The organism is Aeromicrobium piscarium (assembly GCF_007421815.1).
Taxonomy (GTDB): domain Bacteria; phylum Actinomycetota; class Actinomycetes; order Propionibacteriales; family Nocardioidaceae; genus Aeromicrobium; species Aeromicrobium piscarium.
Window position 1 is genome coordinate 56,353 of record NZ_VLNT01000009.1, and the last position, 18,262, is coordinate 74,614.

The following is an 18,262-nucleotide window of genomic DNA, read 5'->3' on the forward strand; positions in this document are numbered from 1 at the left end:
GACGCGCCGCTCAGCGCCCCCCGGCGTGCCCGCGGGGGACGAAGACCTCGTCGAGCAGCCGGTCGGTCGCGTGGCCGTCCTCGAGCTCCATGAACGTCGAAATGAACCGCTCGCGCTCCGCGGCCTGAGCCCGGTTGGCGGCCTCAAGGTTCTCGAGGAAGCCGATGACCTCCTCAGTGGTGTCCACCCAGGGGCCGGGAGCGGTCGGCTCGTAGGGGATGAATCCCGTCCGCCCGGCGAAGTACTGCTCGCGGTCGGGCACCAGGAAGATCATCGGCTTGCGGGTCAAGGCATAGTCGAAACGTAACGATGAGTAGTCCAGGACGGCGGCATCGGAGGCGACGATGAGGTCGTTGATGTCGGGATAGTCGGTCACGTTGAGCACATGCCGGGCCAGCTCGGTGCCCGACCTCGCATTGAACGGGTGACCACGGCCGAGGATCACGACGCGGTCTCTGAAGTGGTCGATGATCTTCTGGTAGTCCAGGAAGTCGACCATGGCGGCCGTCATGTCGTCCGCCGAGGCGTAGTCGCGGAAGGTCGGACCGTAGAGGACGGCGATCTGATCGTTGCGCAACCCCAGCCGCCGGCGCGTGTCGGCGCGAAGAGCCGAGGCGCGCTCGCCGAAGAGCACGTCATTGCGTGGGTACCCGATCTCGAGGATTCGGGTGGGACCGGGATCACGATCGGGAAAGAACTCCAAGAGCGGCGAGGTGGCGTAGGCAGCGGGGGAGACGAGATAGTCCCACTCGCGCGCGCGGCGGAAGAACGACGCGATGCGTTCGGGCGTGAAGCCGAGGGTCTCCCACCAGGTCACGCCGTTCTGCTTGAACGGGTAGCCATGGAAGGTCTCGATGATCGTCTGCCCCTCGGGGCGCTCGTGCCAATCGGGCTGGTGGACGTTGACCATGAGATAGGTCGCTTGACGGAATGCCTCGAAGTACTCGCGACTGTTCTCCAGAACCGGGCGTCCGCCCGGCGGCACAGGGACGGATCCGTCGCGGACCGCCCAGACGAGGTCGAGGTCGGTACCGCGTTCCAAGAGCCGCTCGTGAGTGGCGAGCGCGGAGTCGTTCGCCACCTCGCCGTAGAGGCTGCGGAAAAGCGCCATCGGGCGGGACGCCACGCCGGTCAGTGCGGCGGTCTCCTCGCGCAGCCGGATCGAGTTTCCGCGCTCGCGGTCGCCGACCGGGAGTGGAGCGTGTCCGTTGGCCACGAGTTCGGTCTCGTCGGACCGGTAGTAGATCAGCAGCAGGTCTGGCGAGTAGATCTCCAGCGGGAAGGCGGTCGCGAGGGCGTCCTCGACGTCGAGCCCGACGGCGTCGTCGCCAGTGACGGCGCCGATGGTCTGGGGACCGGTCGGAACGGAGCGAGTACCAAGGCCCCATTGGTCGTGGTGCAACGGCGCCCGCAGGACGACGCGGCCGTCTCCAGTGGGCTGCCAGCTCGCGGGCATCCGCTGTGATCGGACGTTCAGGACCGCCTCGTCGGCCTCCGCGCCGGCCGGCAGAAGGGCTCCACCGATCTCGATGGCGTCATCGACCAACTCGATGGAGTCGACGATGGCGGCGGCGCGATGCCGTACGAGCGTCGCATCGCCCGGCAGCACCGGCCGTTCGCCGTAGGCGCCGGCGGTGGCCAGCTGCAGCGAAGGCCAGTGCGGCCGCACCGACCAGCCGGAGGCGTGATCATAGTCCGCCGTCACCTGGCGCAACGGCAGCGTCCGCCACTCGCCGCGACCGGGGCGCGCCTGTAGGACGAAGGTCTGACGCAGTCCCTCCGGATCGCTCAAGGTGCGGGGCAGGGCCATACGTACCGACACCTGGCCGCGACCTTGAACGGGGGTGATGCCGCGCGGCAGGCTCAGTCGATCGTCGATGTCACGCCAGGAGAGCTCGGCGACTTGGCCGTCGTCGACCACGAGGTGCACGTCGACGGTGTTGTCAGCCACGCGCATGCTCGTGACCGCCAACTGGTCCAGCGCCGTCGACGCGAGGAACAGATGACCGTCCTCGTCGGCCAGTAGGGAGTAGCGGACGTCGCCGACGACCCAGCGAGGATCGACCATCGGCGAACGCGCGTCGAAGCCGAGCGGACGCTGCCGTTCGAGGCCCTCCACTCGCGCGGTGACGAGGATGTGCCAGTGGCGCCCGCTGAGCAGAGGTGCGATGTCGAAGCTCGCCCGCCACGACTGACGTCCGACATCGGCATAGGGGCGGGTGTGCCGGAGAGCATCCTCGGGATGGGGCTCGCGGGACATCGCCGCACGCACCTCGGCTCCCGAACGCTCGTCGACGAGCGTGACTTCGACGTCCTGGGGATACCGCTCGCAGTCGATGCCGTCGATGAACGCCAGGACGCGCAACGTGAAGCGTCCCTCCTCGACGTCGGAGTGCGCCTCGCGCAGGATCGCGACGAGCTTCGTCTCCTCGGGGCTGAGGTGGAAGGCGTCGGCGGGTAGCGAGGGATTCTGCCGGAGGGGGAGATTGCCGATGATCTGATCGCCCACGACGTTTCCGCTGAAGCGATGACGGTCCCAGCCGCTTTCCTGCAGGAAGCGCAGCGCTCCGGCTCGGTCATCCTGGCGCACGAGCGTCAGCATCACCTTGGCGCGCGCGTCCACGTCCTGCCAGGAGCCGGGCGGCAGCTGCGCGAGCAGCGAGGACACCGCCTGCCGGAACGCGTCCCACGACTCGTCGTCCATGGCGCGGATTTGGGGCAGGAATTCGCTCATGTTGAAGTTCAGGTACTGCAGGAGCCGCTCGCGGTAGGCCTCGGGAACCTGTCCATCGCGCAGCACGGCGAGGCTGTCCTCGGCCGCCTTCCAGTGGTCGACGATGTTGCGCAGCGACACGACCTGCTGGGTGATGGACGACCGGTCGTCACGGATCCGCCAGTTCAGCCCGATGCGGGGCATCACGTCGAAGCTGCTCGCCTCGGCGTAGGCGCGTGTCGAGACCTCCTGGTCCTCATAGAGCACGCCGGCCGGAAAGCTGAAGCCCTGCCGGTTCCAGAACTCGCGACGGTAGATCTTGGTCCAGGCGACGGCGTTGACCATGATCGCCGGGAAGTCGTCCAGGGTGCAGGCCGGGCGGTAGCGGGCGTGGGCCTCGTTGATCCACCAGGCGGCAGAGCGTAACTGCCCCTTGACGATGCGCCGGTAGGGGGTCACGGCGAAATCCGATCCGGTGGCGCGGAGCGAGTCGACGGCCTCGCGATAGACGAACCGGTCGACCGTGTCATCGCTGTCGAGGAAGGCCAGGAACTCGCCTCGTGCGTGCTCGATCCCGGTGTTGCGAGCCGCGCCGAGACCCTGGTTCTGCTTGCGCACCATCTTCACCCGCGGGTCGCGTCGCTGGTAGCGGCGGACGACGTCGCGCGTGCGATCCGGCGAGCCGTCGTCGACGACGATGATCTCGATCGAGCGGTAGTCCTGGCGGGAGAGTGAGTCGAGTGTCTCCTCGATATAGGCCTCGACGCCGTAGGCCGGTACGACCACGCTCAGCAGCCCGGGCACGATCGGCGCGTCGTCGACGTTGAGGGCGACGCGTTGCCGCAGACCCTCGCCGAGCCAGAGGGCGCGACGTGCGGCGTTGCGCGCTCCGAGCAGGTTCTCGTGGGCGAGGACGTCGAGGGCGCTGGTACGCCACTGGGCTGCGTTGCTCACAGCACACGAGCCTAGGGCACGTGGGAAGACGATCGTCGGTCCGGCGCGATGCAGTACGGTCGTGCGGGTGGAAGTCCGACCGAGCCTGGTGACCGTCGAGGGCATCGACGCCGATCGCCTCGGTGTGCTCGGCGTCCAGCTGGACGTGATGGTGGGTGGCCGGCGGGTCTGGTCCATCACGCCCCGAGAAGGCTTCGTGACCTGGCCCGTGGCGCTGACGACGGGGCTCAACGCTCCGGTCGTCGTGGAGTTGATTGACCGTCTCGGTCGCTCGCACTGGTCGGGCCGGCTGGAGTTCGGTGGTCAGGGACCGGCCGACTTGGTCGATCAGCGAGGGCGTATCGTCGCGCTCAACAAGTGGGGACGTCCTGCGCGGCCATGGGAGCTGATGGAGCCCAATGAGCGGCGGTGGTTCCTCGACGAGCTCGAGCACCTGTTGGGCGTCCTCCACTCGTTGGGCTATGAGGCTTTCGTCGTCGGTGGAACGCTCCTCGGCGCAGTGCGTGATCGGCGGATGCTCGGGCACGACGATGACGCCGACATCGCGTGGTTCTGCCGGGAGGAATCGCCGGCCGATGTCGCGGCGGCGAGCTTCGTGATGGAGCGCGACCTCGCTTCACGCGGTTATCGCGTGGTGCGGCACAGTGCCGCGCACGTGCAGGTCTGCTTCGGCGGCGAGCCGGGACTGCCGGACTTCTACATCGACATCTTTACGGCGTTCATCACCGACGGTGAGTTCTGTGAGCCCATCCACATGCGCACGGCGGAACTGTCGGCCCGTGACATCCTTCCGACCACGCGGGTGGTGTTGGAGAGCCGCGAGCTTGCCGCGCCGGCAAATCCCGAAGCGTGGCTCGCGGCCTGTTACGGACCGAACTGGCGTCGCCCGGACCCGTCCTTCCGCTTCGAGACCCCGATCGATACGGTGCGCCGTTTCCACGGTTGGTTCGGGTCGCAGAACACCCACCGCGAGTACTGGAATGCCCGCTACGCGACCGATCAGCTCGACGTTCCCGGTCGACTCGCGGAACTCGTGATGGAGCGGGCCCGGCCCGGTGACCTCATCGTCGACCTAGGTTGTGGACTCGGTGCCGCTGCAGTGGATCTGGCGGAGCACGGCCTAGACGTGTGGGCGGTCGACTATGCGGAGGCCGCCATCTCGCGACTGCGCCAGATGGCGGGCGAACGGGCACTGACCTTGCGTGCGGACACCGTGAACCTCTACGACCGGCGCCAGGTTATGTCCTACGCGATCGACGTGCGGCGTGAGAACAGGCGTGTGCTGGCCGTCGCCTCGCGGCTACTGGACGGCATGACGCACTCGGGCCGCCATCACGTGAGCCAGTGGTTGCGCTGGGTGCTCGGCAACGACGGAGAGGCCGTCGTCACGATGAACCACACCCTCGCCGACGACTATGACTACGACGACCCGACGACCTGGCATGTGGAGACGGAAGCGGTGGAGATGACAGCACGGCAATACGACCTCGCTGCGGTGCGGTTGGACCTCGAAGAGGGGATCGGTACCTGGGAGATCCGCTCGAGAGGGGGCCGTCGATGAGAAGCGAGATCACCCGTCTCGCGCGCGGCGCTCGCCGTCGGCTGTCAGGCTGGCGGCAGCTGAACCAGCGCGTCCGAGCGCTGGAGGACGAGGTGGCGACGTTGCGCAAGGAGAACAACCAACTGCGCCGAGACAGCCTGCGGGTCGCCGAGATCGCCGACCTCGTGGTAGAGCGTCTGTCACACGGCGACTGACGCGCCGTGTCGTGGACTTGATAGACTCGGCGGCGTTTGCCCGAGCCGTCGCGCGTTGCGTGACGCCGTCGAAGCGAGTGTATGGTCCGTTCTCCGGCGCAGCTGCATAGCCCTCGACAGCGACCGCTCTCGCCCTCCTCGGCTGCACATTTGTGCAGCCTGCTCTCCGGTGTATTTAGTGGGTGAGCTGTGATGGTTGCTCCTCCGACCGGCGCCCCGAGGCGACGTCGTATCCCCGAGATTGAGGGTGTCCGCGGGCTGGCGCTGACGCTGGTCGTGCTGTTCCACGTCGTCGGCAATGGTCGAGTCTCGGGAGGGGTCGATGTCTTCCTCTTCGTTTCGGGTTACCTGCTGACCGCATCGTTGATGCGGCGGGCATCTGAGCCCGAGGGCATCGTTCTGCGCGTCCAGTACCGCAATGTGTTTCTCAAGCTGGTCCCGCCGGCGCTGATCGTGTTGATAGCGACAGCGTTGCTCACGCTCATGATCACACCCCGTTCACTGTGGGATCAGAACCTGCGCGAGATCGTCGCCTCCGCCTTGTTCCTGGAGAACTGGGAACTGATCGGGTCACAACTCGTCTACGGTGCGGCGGGTCCCGAGACGAGTCCGCTTCAGCATTTCTGGTCCCTCTCGATCCAGGGACAGTTCTTCGTGGCGTGGCCGGTCGTCGTCGCGGCGGCGGTCGGGCTCGCTCGACGCGCCGGCCAGCCGGCCGGACGCGTCGTGCTGTTCGTCCTGCTGTCCACGACGGCCGCCTCCGCGATCTGGGCGACTATCCTCGTCGGCCTCGAGCAGCCCGTGGCGTACTTCTCCTCCTGGACGCGGTTCTGGCAGCTCGGTGTCGGCGGTATCCTCGCCTTGATCCAGCACCGATTGCTGCCGCCCGCCCGTCTGCGCGGCGCTCTCGGCTGGACCGGTCTGGCGCTCATCGTCTCCTGTGGATTCGTGCTCGACGGAGGTGCCCTCTTCCCAGGTCCGTGGGCGCTGTGGCCCGTTGTGGGGGCCGTCCTGGTCATCGTCAGCTCCGGAGCCCCCGACGGAACCGGGCCGTTGCGACTCTTGGAGCTCCGTCCACTGGTGTTCTTGGCCGCAGTGTCCTACCCCCTGTATCTCTGGCATTGGCCGGTGCTGATCTTCTACCTGGAATACAGGGCCCAGCCGGCTGTAGGAGTTCGCGGTGCGCTGGGTGTGCTCGTCCTGTCGGTGGCATTGGCGGGGCTGACAGACCGCTGGGTCTCCCGGCCACTGCACCGGCACCGGTCGCGGTTGTTCCCGGTGCGATCGTTGATGGTGCTTGCCGTCGCCACGACGGTCGTCGCCGGCAGCGCCGCAGTCTATGTCAACACGCTCCAGTGGGAGCGGCGGGCGGCGCTCGATCGACTGGAGGCGTCCCAAGCGGACTTCCCCGGTGCGCGGGCCCTCCGGGACGATGATGTGAACGTACCTCTTGAAGTAGGGTTCCAGCCCTCGCCCGCCGACGCTGGGGAGGATTTTGAGGTTGAACTCTACGAGCGCAACTGCATTCAGCCCTGGGAGGATCTGCCGGGAACCGATACGGTGCTCGAATGCCGTCTGGAGAATGCGCCGCGCAGCGGCAAGACCATCGTGATGGTGGGCGCCTCGCATGTGACTCACTGGTACTCGGCGGTGAAGCCGGTAGCGGAGGCGGAGGGCTGGCAGCTGATCACGATGTTTCGTAATGATTGCCGTTTCGCGCAGTGGGGTGACGGCCCCGTGTCGGAGCGGGCGATGTGCGTCAGCTGGAACGACAATGTCCTCGATCGCATCATGGATATCCAACCCGATGCCGTGATCACCGAGGGCACCCGCACTAACCCCGATCCCGAGGTCGACGAACATGTGTCTGAGGAGCAGGTGGCGGCCTGGGGTGCACTAGACGCAGTCGATGTGCCCGTCCTCCCTGTTCGGGGCACTCCGCGCTTCTTCGAACCCGTCCCGGCCTGTATTGAGCGACATGATGGAGCCACCGAGCCATGCGGTCAAGCTCGACTGGACGTCATGTCGCCCGTCAATCCCCTCGAGGAGGTCCGGAATCTCCCAGCCAATGTCCTCCCGATCGATCTCACCGATGCCTTCTGCGGGCTCGAGCGTTGCGAGGTCGTGGAGGGCAATGTGCTGATCTACCGCGACACCGATCATCTGTCATCGAGCTATGCCCGATCGCTGCAGTTGCACATCCGCGACGCTCTGCACGAAGCACTTCCTGGGCTGTTCAAGTAGCGGTGTCCGCCGGGGGACCGGGAGGTGTCGGACCGCTAGACTGCTCAGGTTGCCACCTAGCCAGGAGAGTGTATGAATCCCGACCTCGTGGTCGTCGGGTCCGGTTTCTTCGGACTCACCGTCGCTGAGCGCGCGGCGCGCGAACTGGACCTGAAGGTCTTGGTCGTGGAACGGCGCGATCACCTCGGTGGCAATGCCTACAGTGAGGACGACCCGGACACCGGGATCGAGATCCACCGATACGGTGCGCATCTCTTCCACACCTCCAATGAGCAGGTCTGGGAGTACGTCAACCGCTTCACGGCGTTCACCTCCTATCAGCATCGCGTCTACACCAACCACCGCGATGTCGTGTACCCGCTGCCGATCAACCTCGGCACGATCAATCAGTTCTTCGGCTCGGCCTACTCGCCCTCGGAGGCGCGTGCACTGATCGCCTCCCAGGCCGATGAGGTCGACACGGCCTCCGCCTCCAATCTGGAGGAGAAAGCGATCTCGCTGATCGGCCGTCCCCTCTACGAGGCCTTCATCCGCGACTACACGGCCAAGCAGTGGCAGACCGACCCGACCGAGCTGCCCGCCGAGATCATCACCCGTCTGCCGGTCCGCTACACCTACGACAACCGTTACTTCAACGACACCCACGAGGGTCTGCCGGTGGACGGCTACACGGCGTGGCTGGAGCGGATGGCCGATCACCCGAATATCGAGATCCAGCTCTCCACGGACTTCTTCGACGCCTCTCAGCCCGTCAACAAAGCGGCGACCGTGGGGCAGGTGCCGGTCATCTACACCGGCCCGGTGGACCGGTACTTCGACTACGCCGAGGGCTCGCTGTCCTGGCGCACCCTCGACTTCGAGCGCGAGGTCGTCGACGTCCCGGACTATCAGGGAACATCGGTCATGAACTACGCCGACCGTGAGGTGCCGTACACGCGCATCCACGAGTTCCGGCACTTCCACCCCGAGCGCGCCGATCGTTATCCGGACGACCGGAGCGTCATCATGCGCGAGTTCTCGCGGTTCGCCGAGAGCGGTGACGAGCCCTACTACCCGGTCAACACGCCCGCGGACCGCGACGGCCTGCTCAAGTACCGGGAGCTTCAGAAGGGCGAGGACCGGGTGGTCTTCGGCGGCCGGCTCGGCACCTACCAGTACCTCGACATGCATATGGCCATCGGCTCGGCACTCTCGACCTTCCGCAACACCGTCGCCCCGATGTTCGGACGGTAGATTGGCGTCATCGCCCCGCCGTCTCGCTGGAAGGGAATCTGGTCTGTGTCCGTTGACGATGAATCGATCTGTGCCGAGACCGAAGCGCTGACGACCGCGGCCCTCGTGGAGGAGCTCCGGGCCGCGTTGCCGGCGAGCACCAGGCCGCCGGTGGTCGCCGCCCTCGGCGACGACGTCGAGGGTCTGACCGAGGCGCTCGCCGAGACGATCCCGGACGCGGTGATCCACCACATTGACCTGAACGGGACGAACGATCAGATCCATACGCGGCTGGCTCGGTGGTCGCGGTACGACGCCATCGTCGACCTGAGTCGGGACGCGAAGGGCCGCCCGGTACGGTTCCGGAACACCTTCTCCCACCTGCGCGCGGGCGGGGTCTGGATGGTCGCCGATCTGCGCCCGGGGGACGCCGACGACGATGCCCGCGCGGCGGAGTCGTACTTCGGGCCCTATCTGGCGAAGCTGCTGGATTACCGCCATCGTGAGCGCCCCCGCGCCAGCTGGCAGGACCGGGACGTCGCCAACATGGCCGAGGTCGTGGGGAGGATCGTGTGGGGAGAGCGGCACGTCCTCGTCACCAACCGTTTCGAGGTACTCGCCAAGATGCGCGAGGAGCAGACCAACGACCTGCTTCGGGAGGGGGCCTCGTTCGGCCGGTTGCTCCACTCGGAGGAGCCTGAGACGCTGCACTCGCGGGCCCGGGTGTTCACCAATGATCCGGTCGCGCTGGCGGAGTACCGCGAGGTCAGCACCACTCCTGCGACGGCGATCCGCATGTACGAGGGCGTCCGCTGTGCCGCCGGTGGGGCCGTCATCGCAGAGGGTCGGTTGCTGCAGCCTGAGTCGTTCCGTCACAACCAGTACCCGCGGCTCACTCATCGGCTGGCCCCGAGTCGCACCCACTACTTCGCCGACAAGCCCCAGGCCGATCACCGGGGCCGGCTGGACGGCACGTACCTGTATCTGGACGGCGAGTACACGAGTCACTTCGGCCACTTCGTCTCCGAGCAGATGAGCCGCCTGTGGGCATTGCCGTGGATCCGTGACCACTATCGCGACGTCAAGGTCCTGTTGTCGCATCGTCCGGACCGAGGCCGGCCATCGGAGTGGGAGTACGCCCTCCTCGAGGCGGCCGGCGTCGACCGGGACGATGTCGTCAGCATGGCCAGAGGCACCTCCTACGATGTCGAACGGCTCATCGGAGTCACACCTCTGTATTCGATGCCCGACTACCTCCATCCACGCATTGTCGAGGTGTGGTCCACGATCGCCGAGGGACTGCAGTCGCGGGCCTCCGAGCGCGACTACCCCGATCGGGTGTTCCTCACCCGGGCGCCCGATGCGATCCGGCCATGCCACAACGCCGAGGTCGTGGAATCCCGGTTCGAGCGCGCCGGCTTCACGCTGCTGCGCCCGGAGGAGCTCCCATTGCCCGACCAGGCTGCGCTCTTTCGGCGCGCCTCGGTTATCGCCGGCTACGAAGGGAGCGCACTGCTGGGCCTGGCCTACTGCGAACGGCCGAAGATCGTCATCACCATCGGTCAGGACGCCTACGTCGCCAACAATGAGCAGATGGTCTCGTCCGTCCGCGGGCACACCCTCGTCCAGGTGGTCTCCGAGGCCGACGTCTCCCATCCCTCCGGCGGATGGTCGTGGGATGCCTTCTACAGCGGCTTCAGCTTCGACGAGGAGCGCGAGGGACTCTACCTCGATCACGTGCTGGCGCAGTTGGACTCATCCGACCCGGACTTCGAGGTCCCGGAGCCGTCGCCGCAGGGGACGGAGCGAGTCGTGAGGTGGGCCGTGCGTACTGTCAAGCCGCGGGTCTCGCCGCGGACCTGGCGACGGGTCAGGCGCCTGGCACGGCGCCGATAGCACTACCGGCCGTCCTGCATCGTGCCTGCGGTCGCTTGCGCCCCCCGGTCCGGTGCCTACGTGGCTAGTCGGCAGCCGTGGACCGGCGAGCGCGACGCCGCGCCCGTCGCGCCGCGTCGGCGACGGTGTCGACGGCGCGGAGCACGCGGCGACTCTCGACACTCCGCAAACGCCGGCGCAACTCATCGGCACGGGCTCGCTCGGCACGCAGATCGGTCGTCAGGTTCCGCAGGTGGGCACGTTCGACCGTCAGGTCCGCGGCGAGCTCGTCCACCCGCTTCGCCAGGAGACGGGCCTGGTTCTCCGCGTGGTCCCGATGCCAGTGCTGCCAGATGAGGTCATCGGCGGTGTCGTAGGACTCGGGGTTCCTCTCCTCGGCAGCGAAGGGCTGAGGGGCCACCAGGTTGCCGGGCGACTCCCATACGCCCGTGGTGATGGCACGGGCGATCGCATCCCACCAGCGGTGCTGGTAGTCGAGCGTCCGCTCGGCCTGCTCGGCCAGATGAGCGCGCGCCGGCTCGAGGAGTTCGGCGATGCGGTCGGGCGCGCCGCCGGCCTCCCAGATGGGCAGGGGCAGGAATGTCCGTTGCTGTCCCATATTCGCCAGCGCGCCTTTCATGCGCACGGCCGAGTACAGCGAGACGCCGATCGGGAAGGAGGGGGTCAGTGTCGAGGGGGCGAAGACTGCAGGGTGATACCGGGTGGAGACTGAGAAGATCGACCGGCGGGTCGCGTGCGCGAGTTGGCGGCCCGTGAGCTGCCGCTCCGCGCGGATCCGACCCGTGGTCGAGAGCTCGGCGATGGCCGCATGGAAGAGTTGATCGCCCAGGGAGCGATCGTCGTCGAGCGAGCCGACGTGTGGGAGCAGGACGAGGTCGCAGTCCAGCCTCTCCACTACGGCGTCGAGCCGTTCGGCGATCAGCTCGGCGTTCTCGCGGTGCACTCGGTGGAGATCGGGATTGGCGAAACTGCCGATCGCGTAGCGGTCACCGAAGTCGGGGGCGTCCGCCTCGCCGAGCAGCGCCGCGTCGTCGAGTGTGTGGTGCACAGAGCCGGCATCGGTCAGATCGCTCAACATGTCGAAGGTGAAGCTCTCTCGCGCGGCGAATGCCGTCGCATAGTCGATCATCTCTCGAATGAGCGACCGGTGATCCTCGCGCAGGTACGGTCCGACGGTCTGGCCGCTGACGAACAGCGGCTTGCCGTGAGCCCGTGCCACAGTCGCGAGTGCGACTCGCTCCATGAGCTGGCCCGCGTGACCGGAGTTCAGATTGCCCCCGCCTGCGATGAGAACGGCGTCGGCACCGCGCACGGCCGCGTCGAGGGTGCCGGCAACCGGGGTGGCGCTCATCGCTGCCTTGACGCCATCGAACTTCCGGGCGAGCGTCCTGTCGTCGTCGCTGTCCCAGAAGCCGAAGCGCTTCACCGCGGCGAGGCCGTAAAGGCGCTCGGCCACCGACGGCTCCGTCGCCACGAGGACAATGTCGTCGATTCCCCGCCGCAGGAGTGCCTCGGCGGCGGCATCGGTCATGGCCTCGTCGCCGAGGTGGTAGAACTCATCACGCCCGATGTCGCCGAGAACGACCACACGAGGTGAGGAAGGCGAGGCCATGCACGGTCCTTTCGCGCGGAGGCAGGTCCGCACCATCCTAGGTGACGCTCGGTGGGAGGCTTCGAGTGCTCCGGGGTTTCGGCTCGTGACGGCCACCGAGACGATGGCGCGAGGTCTGTTGTCATCGTCCCTCGCGCGGCGTCGGCACCGATCTGGCCGCCGGGCCGTCCGATCGGCGCTACAGTGACCGTGCTCCCGCCCCCTGCCGACGGAGGTGCCTCGATGTCATCGTCCACTCGATTGCTGGCTTTGGTCGCCGGCGCACCGCTCATCATCGGGTTGCTGGCGAGCCCTTCCGGTGCGGCCGAGGACCCGGCCCCGCCGCCGACCTTCACCGATGTTCCTGCCGACCACCAGTTCGCGACGGAGATCTCGTGGTTGGCCCAGACCGGTGTCGCCACCGGGTACGCCGACGGCACGTTCCGGCCCGACGGAGCCGTCGAACGTCAGGCGATGGCCGCCTTCCTGCACCGCTTCGACTCCGGAGTCGACCTCCCGGTCCCGGCGTATACGCCTTTCGGCGACGTCCCCACGAGCCACCAGTTCTATGAGGACATCGCGTGGCTCCGGGACAGCGCCGTCACGTCGGGGTATAGCGACGGCACGTTCAGACCCCGGGGGAGCGTGGAACGCCAGGCGATGGCGGCCTTCCTCTACCGCGCGGCCGGCAGCCCGCAGTTCGACGCGCCCGCCCGGCCCACGTTTCGTGACGTGTCACGTTCACATCAGTTCTATCGGGAGATCGAGTGGCTGAACTCGACGGGGATCACCACCGGTTTCCACGATGGGACCTTCCGTGCCAGGGCCTCGGTTGAACGGAAGGCTATGGCGGCGTTCCTGATGCGCTACGACCGGTCGTTCCACCGAGGAAGCGCTGTCGACTCTGCGGCTTCGACGACGAACCGGATCGAGATCTCGGCGCTGAGCACTGAGGGCTTCGATGTCGCGTGGGCCCCCTACGAGGGGGCCGCCGCCTACCGGTTCTCATGGGGACGGACGGCCGACGGAGGCGGCGCGGAGTCGGTGAGCCTGACGGCGTCGACGACAGCACGCCACCTCCGTCAGCTGCGACCCGGGACCACCTATTACGTCACCGTCGAGGCGCTCGATACGGATGGAGCGGTCCTCGCCACCATGCCTGCCAAGGTCGTCACGAGGCCGCTGCAACCGGTGAGCGTGGCGACCTACAACGTCGCTGCGGCCGACTACGCCGTTCGCGCGTGGGCCTCGCGGCGTTCCGCACTGTGGGCGGCGGTGAACTCCCGCCACCCCGACGTGATCGCTCTGCAGGAGGCGAGCCAGAACCCCTACGGGGCCAGTGAACCCCATCCCACCACGCCGGATCGTTACTACGACGATGTCGTGCGCGGCATGACCGACGGAGACCATCGTTATCGACTGGTGAACCGCGTACCATGGAACTGCCGCAATCCCGATACTCCCGGACACCAGGGATGGAACGGGGAGAGCTGGACACGATGCCACGGCGCTCAGATCGTCGACCAGGGCGCCTCGCGAGATCTGCGGATCGCTTACAACCCGGGAACGATGGAGGTCGTGCGCTCAGGCAGCCACCTGCTGACCGGTCCGGAGACGATCACGGGCCAGCGAAGCGACGATCGCTACATGGCGTGGGCCGAGTTCCGTCAGATCGCGACGGGCAAGCGCTTCCTGTTCGCGACGGCGCACCTGTCGCCAGCACAGCTGCCCAGGCGCGTGGAGCACGCCACGAAGACGCGAGACGAGATCGAGCGACTCAACGTCGAGCGACTGCCGGTCGTCATTGCAGGAGACATGAACACCGCGCGGTGGGACGCCGACGATGCCTACGCGAAGGTCATAGCTCCCTTCGGCGCGAAGGGCTACACCGAGTTACAGGGCAGCCGGCCGGCCTCCTGGGAGCGGCTCGACACCGGCTTGCGAACCCGCTACGTCGGGAGGGTCAACTGCAACAGCTTCAACGGATTCTCGAACTATGTGCTGTCCAGCGCCAGCGGAAGCTCGCCGAAATGCGCGCACAACGCGTTCACCGAGACGTATCGCAACGGCAACAACATCGACTACATCTTCACCAAGGGGATCGCCCACGCTCCGGTCTTCGAGAACGTGGCGGACATCGACAACACGGGACGGTGGCGAAGCACCATCCCGTCGGACCACAATATGATCCGCGCGGAGATCCTGCTGCCATGAGAGACCTCGCCGCGACGGCAGCCTGAGCGGGCTTCGCTGGTCTGTCATTTGAGGCCGGCGGGTGAGGCCTGGCCGGAGACCGGTGCCGTCACATCTTCTCGGGATCGTCACGACGCCGAAACGCGAGGAGGGGAGAGTGAACGGGTGCGCCGCGGCACGCCGCCGGCGCCTGTCCTGTTACCCCCCTCTTCAGGAGACACAACGTGAGAAGACGAATGCGTGCAAGCACCGGCGTCATCGCCGGTGCTTTGCTATGCGGGATGATCGCGATGCCATCGACCGCGTGAGCTGATGGTGTCGTGGCGTCCGGTGACAACTTCACGGTGACCCAAGTCGCCGGTGGCTACGAGGTGGCCGTCGAGCTCGACGAGCCGTTGCCCGTGCTCTCGGACGCACCGACCCTCGTGGTCGACGGGACCGAGGTCGGGATCGCCGTCGAGTCAGCCGATGGGATGACGCTGACGGTGACCACGTCCGATCCGGCAGTCGCCGACGCTGAGTCGGTGGAAAGCGGGTGGGCGAGCCAGTCCGGCAGCACCGACGACGGCGGGTCTGCCCGAGAGCTCCCTCAGGAGCTTCTGGACCGGCTCGATACGCCGTTGGCGACTCTCGACGTCGACCCCACCTCGCACGGAGACGTCGACTACACCGTCGCGGACTATCATTTCGGCGACCAGGCGATCGACCTGCTCAATATCGGCGGGGTGCGCGGTGACCTGCAGGGCCGCGTCTACCTGCCCGAAACCGATGGTCCTCACCCCACAGTGATCCTGCTGCACGGGCGCCACAGCGTCTGCTACAACGCGGAAAACAACAGGGCCGCCAACGTGTGGCCGTGCCCGGCGGCGACCCCGGAGACCATTCCGAATCACGCCGGCTACGACGGCACGGGCGAGGCGCTCGCCAGCCATGGCTACGCGGTCGTCTCGATTTCCGCCAACGCCGTCAACGCCAACGACAACCAGCTCGCGCCGGACCTGGGGGCGATGGCGCGCGGCCAGTTGATCCTGGACTCACTCGACTTCCTCGCGCAGGCGAACGCCGGAGAGGAGGTCAGCTTCCACGACGATGCGACCGATCGCGACGTGAACTTCGACGATGCGCTCGGCGAAGGGCTCACGGCAGCGGACTTCGTCGGCAAGTTCGACTTCGGAAACGTCGGCATCATGGGGCACTCGCGCGGTGGCGAGGGAGCGACCGCCGCGGTCGCGCTCAACGCGGCTCGCAACGATCCCTACGGACTGACGGCGGTGCTGCCGCTCGCGCCGGTCGACTTCGGGCGTATGACGGTGCCCGATGTCCCGATGCAGGTCATCTTGCCGTACTGCGACGGCGACGTGTCCAATCAGCAGGGGCAGCACATGCTCGATGACAGCCGCTACGGATTCGGCGACGATGTCCTGCGTACCGGCACCTGGGTCATGGGAGCCAATCACAACTTCTTCAACACTGTCTGGACCCCCGGTCTCTTCCGGCCGGTGTGTCGGACGATTGGAGTGGCACGAACATCAACTCCGCTCCTGCGACCGATCCCACGTGCGGCACGAATCCCGCGGTCGCCGAGTCGTCGATCCGGTTGAGCCCTGAGGTGCAGTACGACGTGGGTACCGCCTACATGGCCGGGTACTTCCGCATGGCGATGGGTGGCGAGGACGAGTTCCTGCCAATGTTCGACGGTACTGGAGCGGTGCCCGCGGTCGTCGGGGACGCCGACGTCCGCAGCGTCACGACGGCGCCGTCGAGCGCGCGCTCCACGATCACCAGTTTCGAGTCCGCCGAGCCGACGGTCCGGCAGTACGGTACGGGCACGGTGAGTGTCTGCGCCAGCCTCTCCGGTCGCACCGTCCCGGTGTCGGTGCCGGCGTGCGCCTCGACGCTGGCATCGGCCCAGGTCCCGCACTGGACCCCCGCCAGCCGCGGAGGCAACGTGCCGGCGACGCCGATGTCACGTTTCCTCTGGACGAGTCAGACCGGCGAGGTCAGGGTCAGTGTGCCGGGCGCCGCGCGTGATGCGAGCGGCCACGAGCGGCTGTCGGTCAAGATGGCCGCCGACGAGAGCGTGCCGACAGGTTCAGATCTGGCGATCGTCGTTCGCGACGGTGCCGGGAACAGCTACACCTCCCAGGTCTCGGAGTTGAACCCCTTCGCCACAAACCGGCTACCGGCCTCGCCGCCGGGCTCCGGCGGCGCGTCGACCCTCAACAAGGTGGTCCTGCAGCAGGTCAACGTTCCCGCCGATGCGATCGCGGAGGCAGGCGTCGACCTCAGTGATGTCCGGGAGGTGAGCTTCAAGGCCGCGGCTCTGGAGGGTCAGCCTGCCGAGGGCGGGGTCTACTTGTCGGATCTGGCGTTCGAGAGTTCTTCGGTCGGCACCGCCGACGCGAAGGGGACGAACACGGTCAACGTGGCGAGCACCGCCGTGAACGAGGGCAATGGTCCGGGTTCCGCCGACATCGCCGTGTATCTCGGCGCGCCTGCCGACCAGCCGATCACCGGTTGGGTCAGCGTCCTCGGGTCGACGAGCGGCCGCGGTGGCCTCTCGATGGAGCGGGTCGACTTCGCCCCCGGTGAGCAGTGCAAGACGATCGCTGCGCCCGTGCAAGGAGACAGGCAGGCGAGCACCACCGCCGCGACGACGGTGATGCTGTCGGTGATCAACACGAGCGGCGCGGTGATGGGCGCCGATGCGTTCGGCGAGCTGGAAGTGCGCGAGGACGACGGAACGGTCCCCGATCAGAGCGGCAACACGGCCACACCCCTTCCGAGCGCAGGCCAGCAGGGTGACGCGTGCGCCGAACTGGCGGCACTGGACCAGCCGGGGGAGTTGGACGTCTCCGTGAGCGCTGCGAAGGCTGACGGCGTGTTCACGGTCACCGGCTCCGGCTTCCGCGCCGGAGAGGGCGTCGCGGTCAGTTTCGCCGACGAAGTCGTCGCTGACGAGGTGGCCGACGCCGACGGAGCGGTCGAGGTCGAGATCACTGTGCCCAGCGACATCTCACTGGGCCGCAAGACGATCTCGACGATCGGCTCTGGCAGCGGCTTCAGCGCGACCGGCACGGTGTGGATCGTGGACACCGAGTTCACCGATGTCCCGATTGATCACCAGTTCTACGACGAGATCACCTGGCTCAGTGCGAGGGGCATCACGACCGGTTACCACGACGGCACGTTCCGCCCGCTCGCCCCCGTCGAGCGTCAGGCCACGGCGGCGTTCCTCTACCGCCTGGCCGGCTCACCGGAGGTGGAACTGCCGGCGTCGTCGCCGTTCACCGATGTCCCGATTGATCACCAGTTCTACAAGGAGATCGTCTGGCTCTCCGAGTCGGGCATCACGACCGGCTACCGTGACGGCACGTTCCGTCCGAGAGGAGCCGTCGAACGCAAGGCCATGGCAGCGTTCCTCTACCGCGCGGCGGGCGAACCGGCCGTCGATCCGCCGTCGGGTCCTGTGTTCACGGATGTCCCCGCCGATCACCAGTTCGCTGGAGAGATCGCGTGGCTCAGTGAGGCGGGGGTGACGGAGGGGCTCGCCGACGGTAGCTTCCGTCCGGACGGACAGGTCCAACGCCAAGCGATGGCTGCCTTCCTCTATCGATTCGACGCCCTGTGATGAAGTGAGGTGAGATGAACGGTGGGTCGCGGCCGGACGGACGCGACCCACCGCTCGACTCCGGGACTGGGCA

At 67.2% G+C, this 18,262-nt stretch carries 10 protein-coding genes; 8 read left to right on the forward strand and 2 right to left on the reverse strand.

Features of this window, described 5'->3' with window-relative positions; translation table 11 throughout:
• Nucleotides 1-10: 10 nt before the first annotated feature.
• Complete coding sequence (locus FNM00_RS11970) at nucleotides 11-3,667, reverse strand: bifunctional glycosyltransferase/CDP-glycerol:glycerophosphate glycerophosphotransferase (RefSeq protein WP_185973116.1); 3,657 nt, start codon at nucleotides 3,665-3,667, stop codon at nucleotides 11-13.
• 67 nt (nucleotides 3,668-3,734) lie between these two features.
• Here FNM00_RS11970 and FNM00_RS11975 point away from each other — a divergent pair, with 67 nt between their 5' ends.
• From FNM00_RS11975 to FNM00_RS11995, 5 genes are all read left to right on the forward strand, one after another.
• Complete coding sequence (locus tag FNM00_RS11975; RefSeq protein ID WP_143913780.1) at nucleotides 3,735-5,228, forward strand: class I SAM-dependent methyltransferase; 1,494 nt, start codon at nucleotides 3,735-3,737, stop codon at nucleotides 5,226-5,228.
• Nucleotides 5,225-5,422, forward strand: a complete 198-nt coding sequence (locus FNM00_RS11980; protein WP_143913781.1) for a hypothetical protein — start codon at nucleotides 5,225-5,227, stop codon at nucleotides 5,420-5,422. Before FNM00_RS11975 ends, FNM00_RS11980 begins: the two co-directional genes overlap by 4 nt.
• 192 nt (nucleotides 5,423-5,614) lie before the next feature.
• Nucleotides 5,615-7,666: an acyltransferase family protein gene (locus tag FNM00_RS11985; RefSeq protein WP_143913782.1), complete on the forward strand. Its 2,052-nt coding sequence runs from the start codon at nucleotides 5,615-5,617 to the stop codon at nucleotides 7,664-7,666.
• A gap of 72 nt (nucleotides 7,667-7,738) precedes the next feature.
• Nucleotides 7,739-8,899 (forward strand): UDP-galactopyranose mutase, encoded by a 1,161-nt coding sequence (gene glf, locus FNM00_RS11990; protein ID WP_143913783.1) that lies wholly within the window; start codon nucleotides 7,739-7,741, stop codon nucleotides 8,897-8,899.
• Nucleotides 8,900-8,944: 45 nt separating this feature from the next.
• Nucleotides 8,945-10,774 (forward strand): glycosyltransferase family 61 protein, encoded by a 1,830-nt coding sequence (locus FNM00_RS11995; protein ID WP_143913784.1) that lies wholly within the window; start codon nucleotides 8,945-8,947, stop codon nucleotides 10,772-10,774.
• Between the two features lie 64 nt (nucleotides 10,775-10,838).
• Here FNM00_RS11995 and FNM00_RS12000 read toward each other — a convergent pair whose 3' ends face one another.
• A complete protein-coding gene (locus tag FNM00_RS12000; RefSeq protein ID WP_185973117.1) occupies nucleotides 10,839-12,386 on the reverse strand; it encodes a polysaccharide pyruvyl transferase family protein in 1,548 nt (515 codons plus the stop codon).
• A 222-nt stretch (nucleotides 12,387-12,608) separates the two neighbouring features.
• On the opposite strand from FNM00_RS12000, the gene FNM00_RS12005 reads away from it, so the two are divergent.
• From FNM00_RS12005 to FNM00_RS19020, 3 genes are all read left to right on the forward strand, one after another.
• A complete protein-coding gene (locus FNM00_RS12005; RefSeq protein WP_143913786.1) occupies nucleotides 12,609-14,579 on the forward strand; it encodes an S-layer homology domain-containing protein in 1,971 nt (656 codons plus the stop codon).
• A gap of 323 nt (nucleotides 14,580-14,902) precedes the next feature.
• The gene (locus FNM00_RS12010) at nucleotides 14,903-16,159 is read left to right on the forward strand and encodes an alpha/beta hydrolase (RefSeq protein WP_185973118.1); all 1,257 of its coding nucleotides are present in this window, start codon (nucleotides 14,903-14,905) and stop codon (nucleotides 16,157-16,159) included.
• 20 nt (nucleotides 16,160-16,179) lie between these two features.
• The gene (locus FNM00_RS19020; RefSeq protein ID WP_221933708.1) at nucleotides 16,180-18,189 is read left to right on the forward strand and encodes an S-layer homology domain-containing protein; all 2,010 of its coding nucleotides are present in this window, start codon (nucleotides 16,180-16,182) and stop codon (nucleotides 18,187-18,189) included.
• The last annotated feature ends 73 nt before the right edge of the window (nucleotides 18,190-18,262 follow it).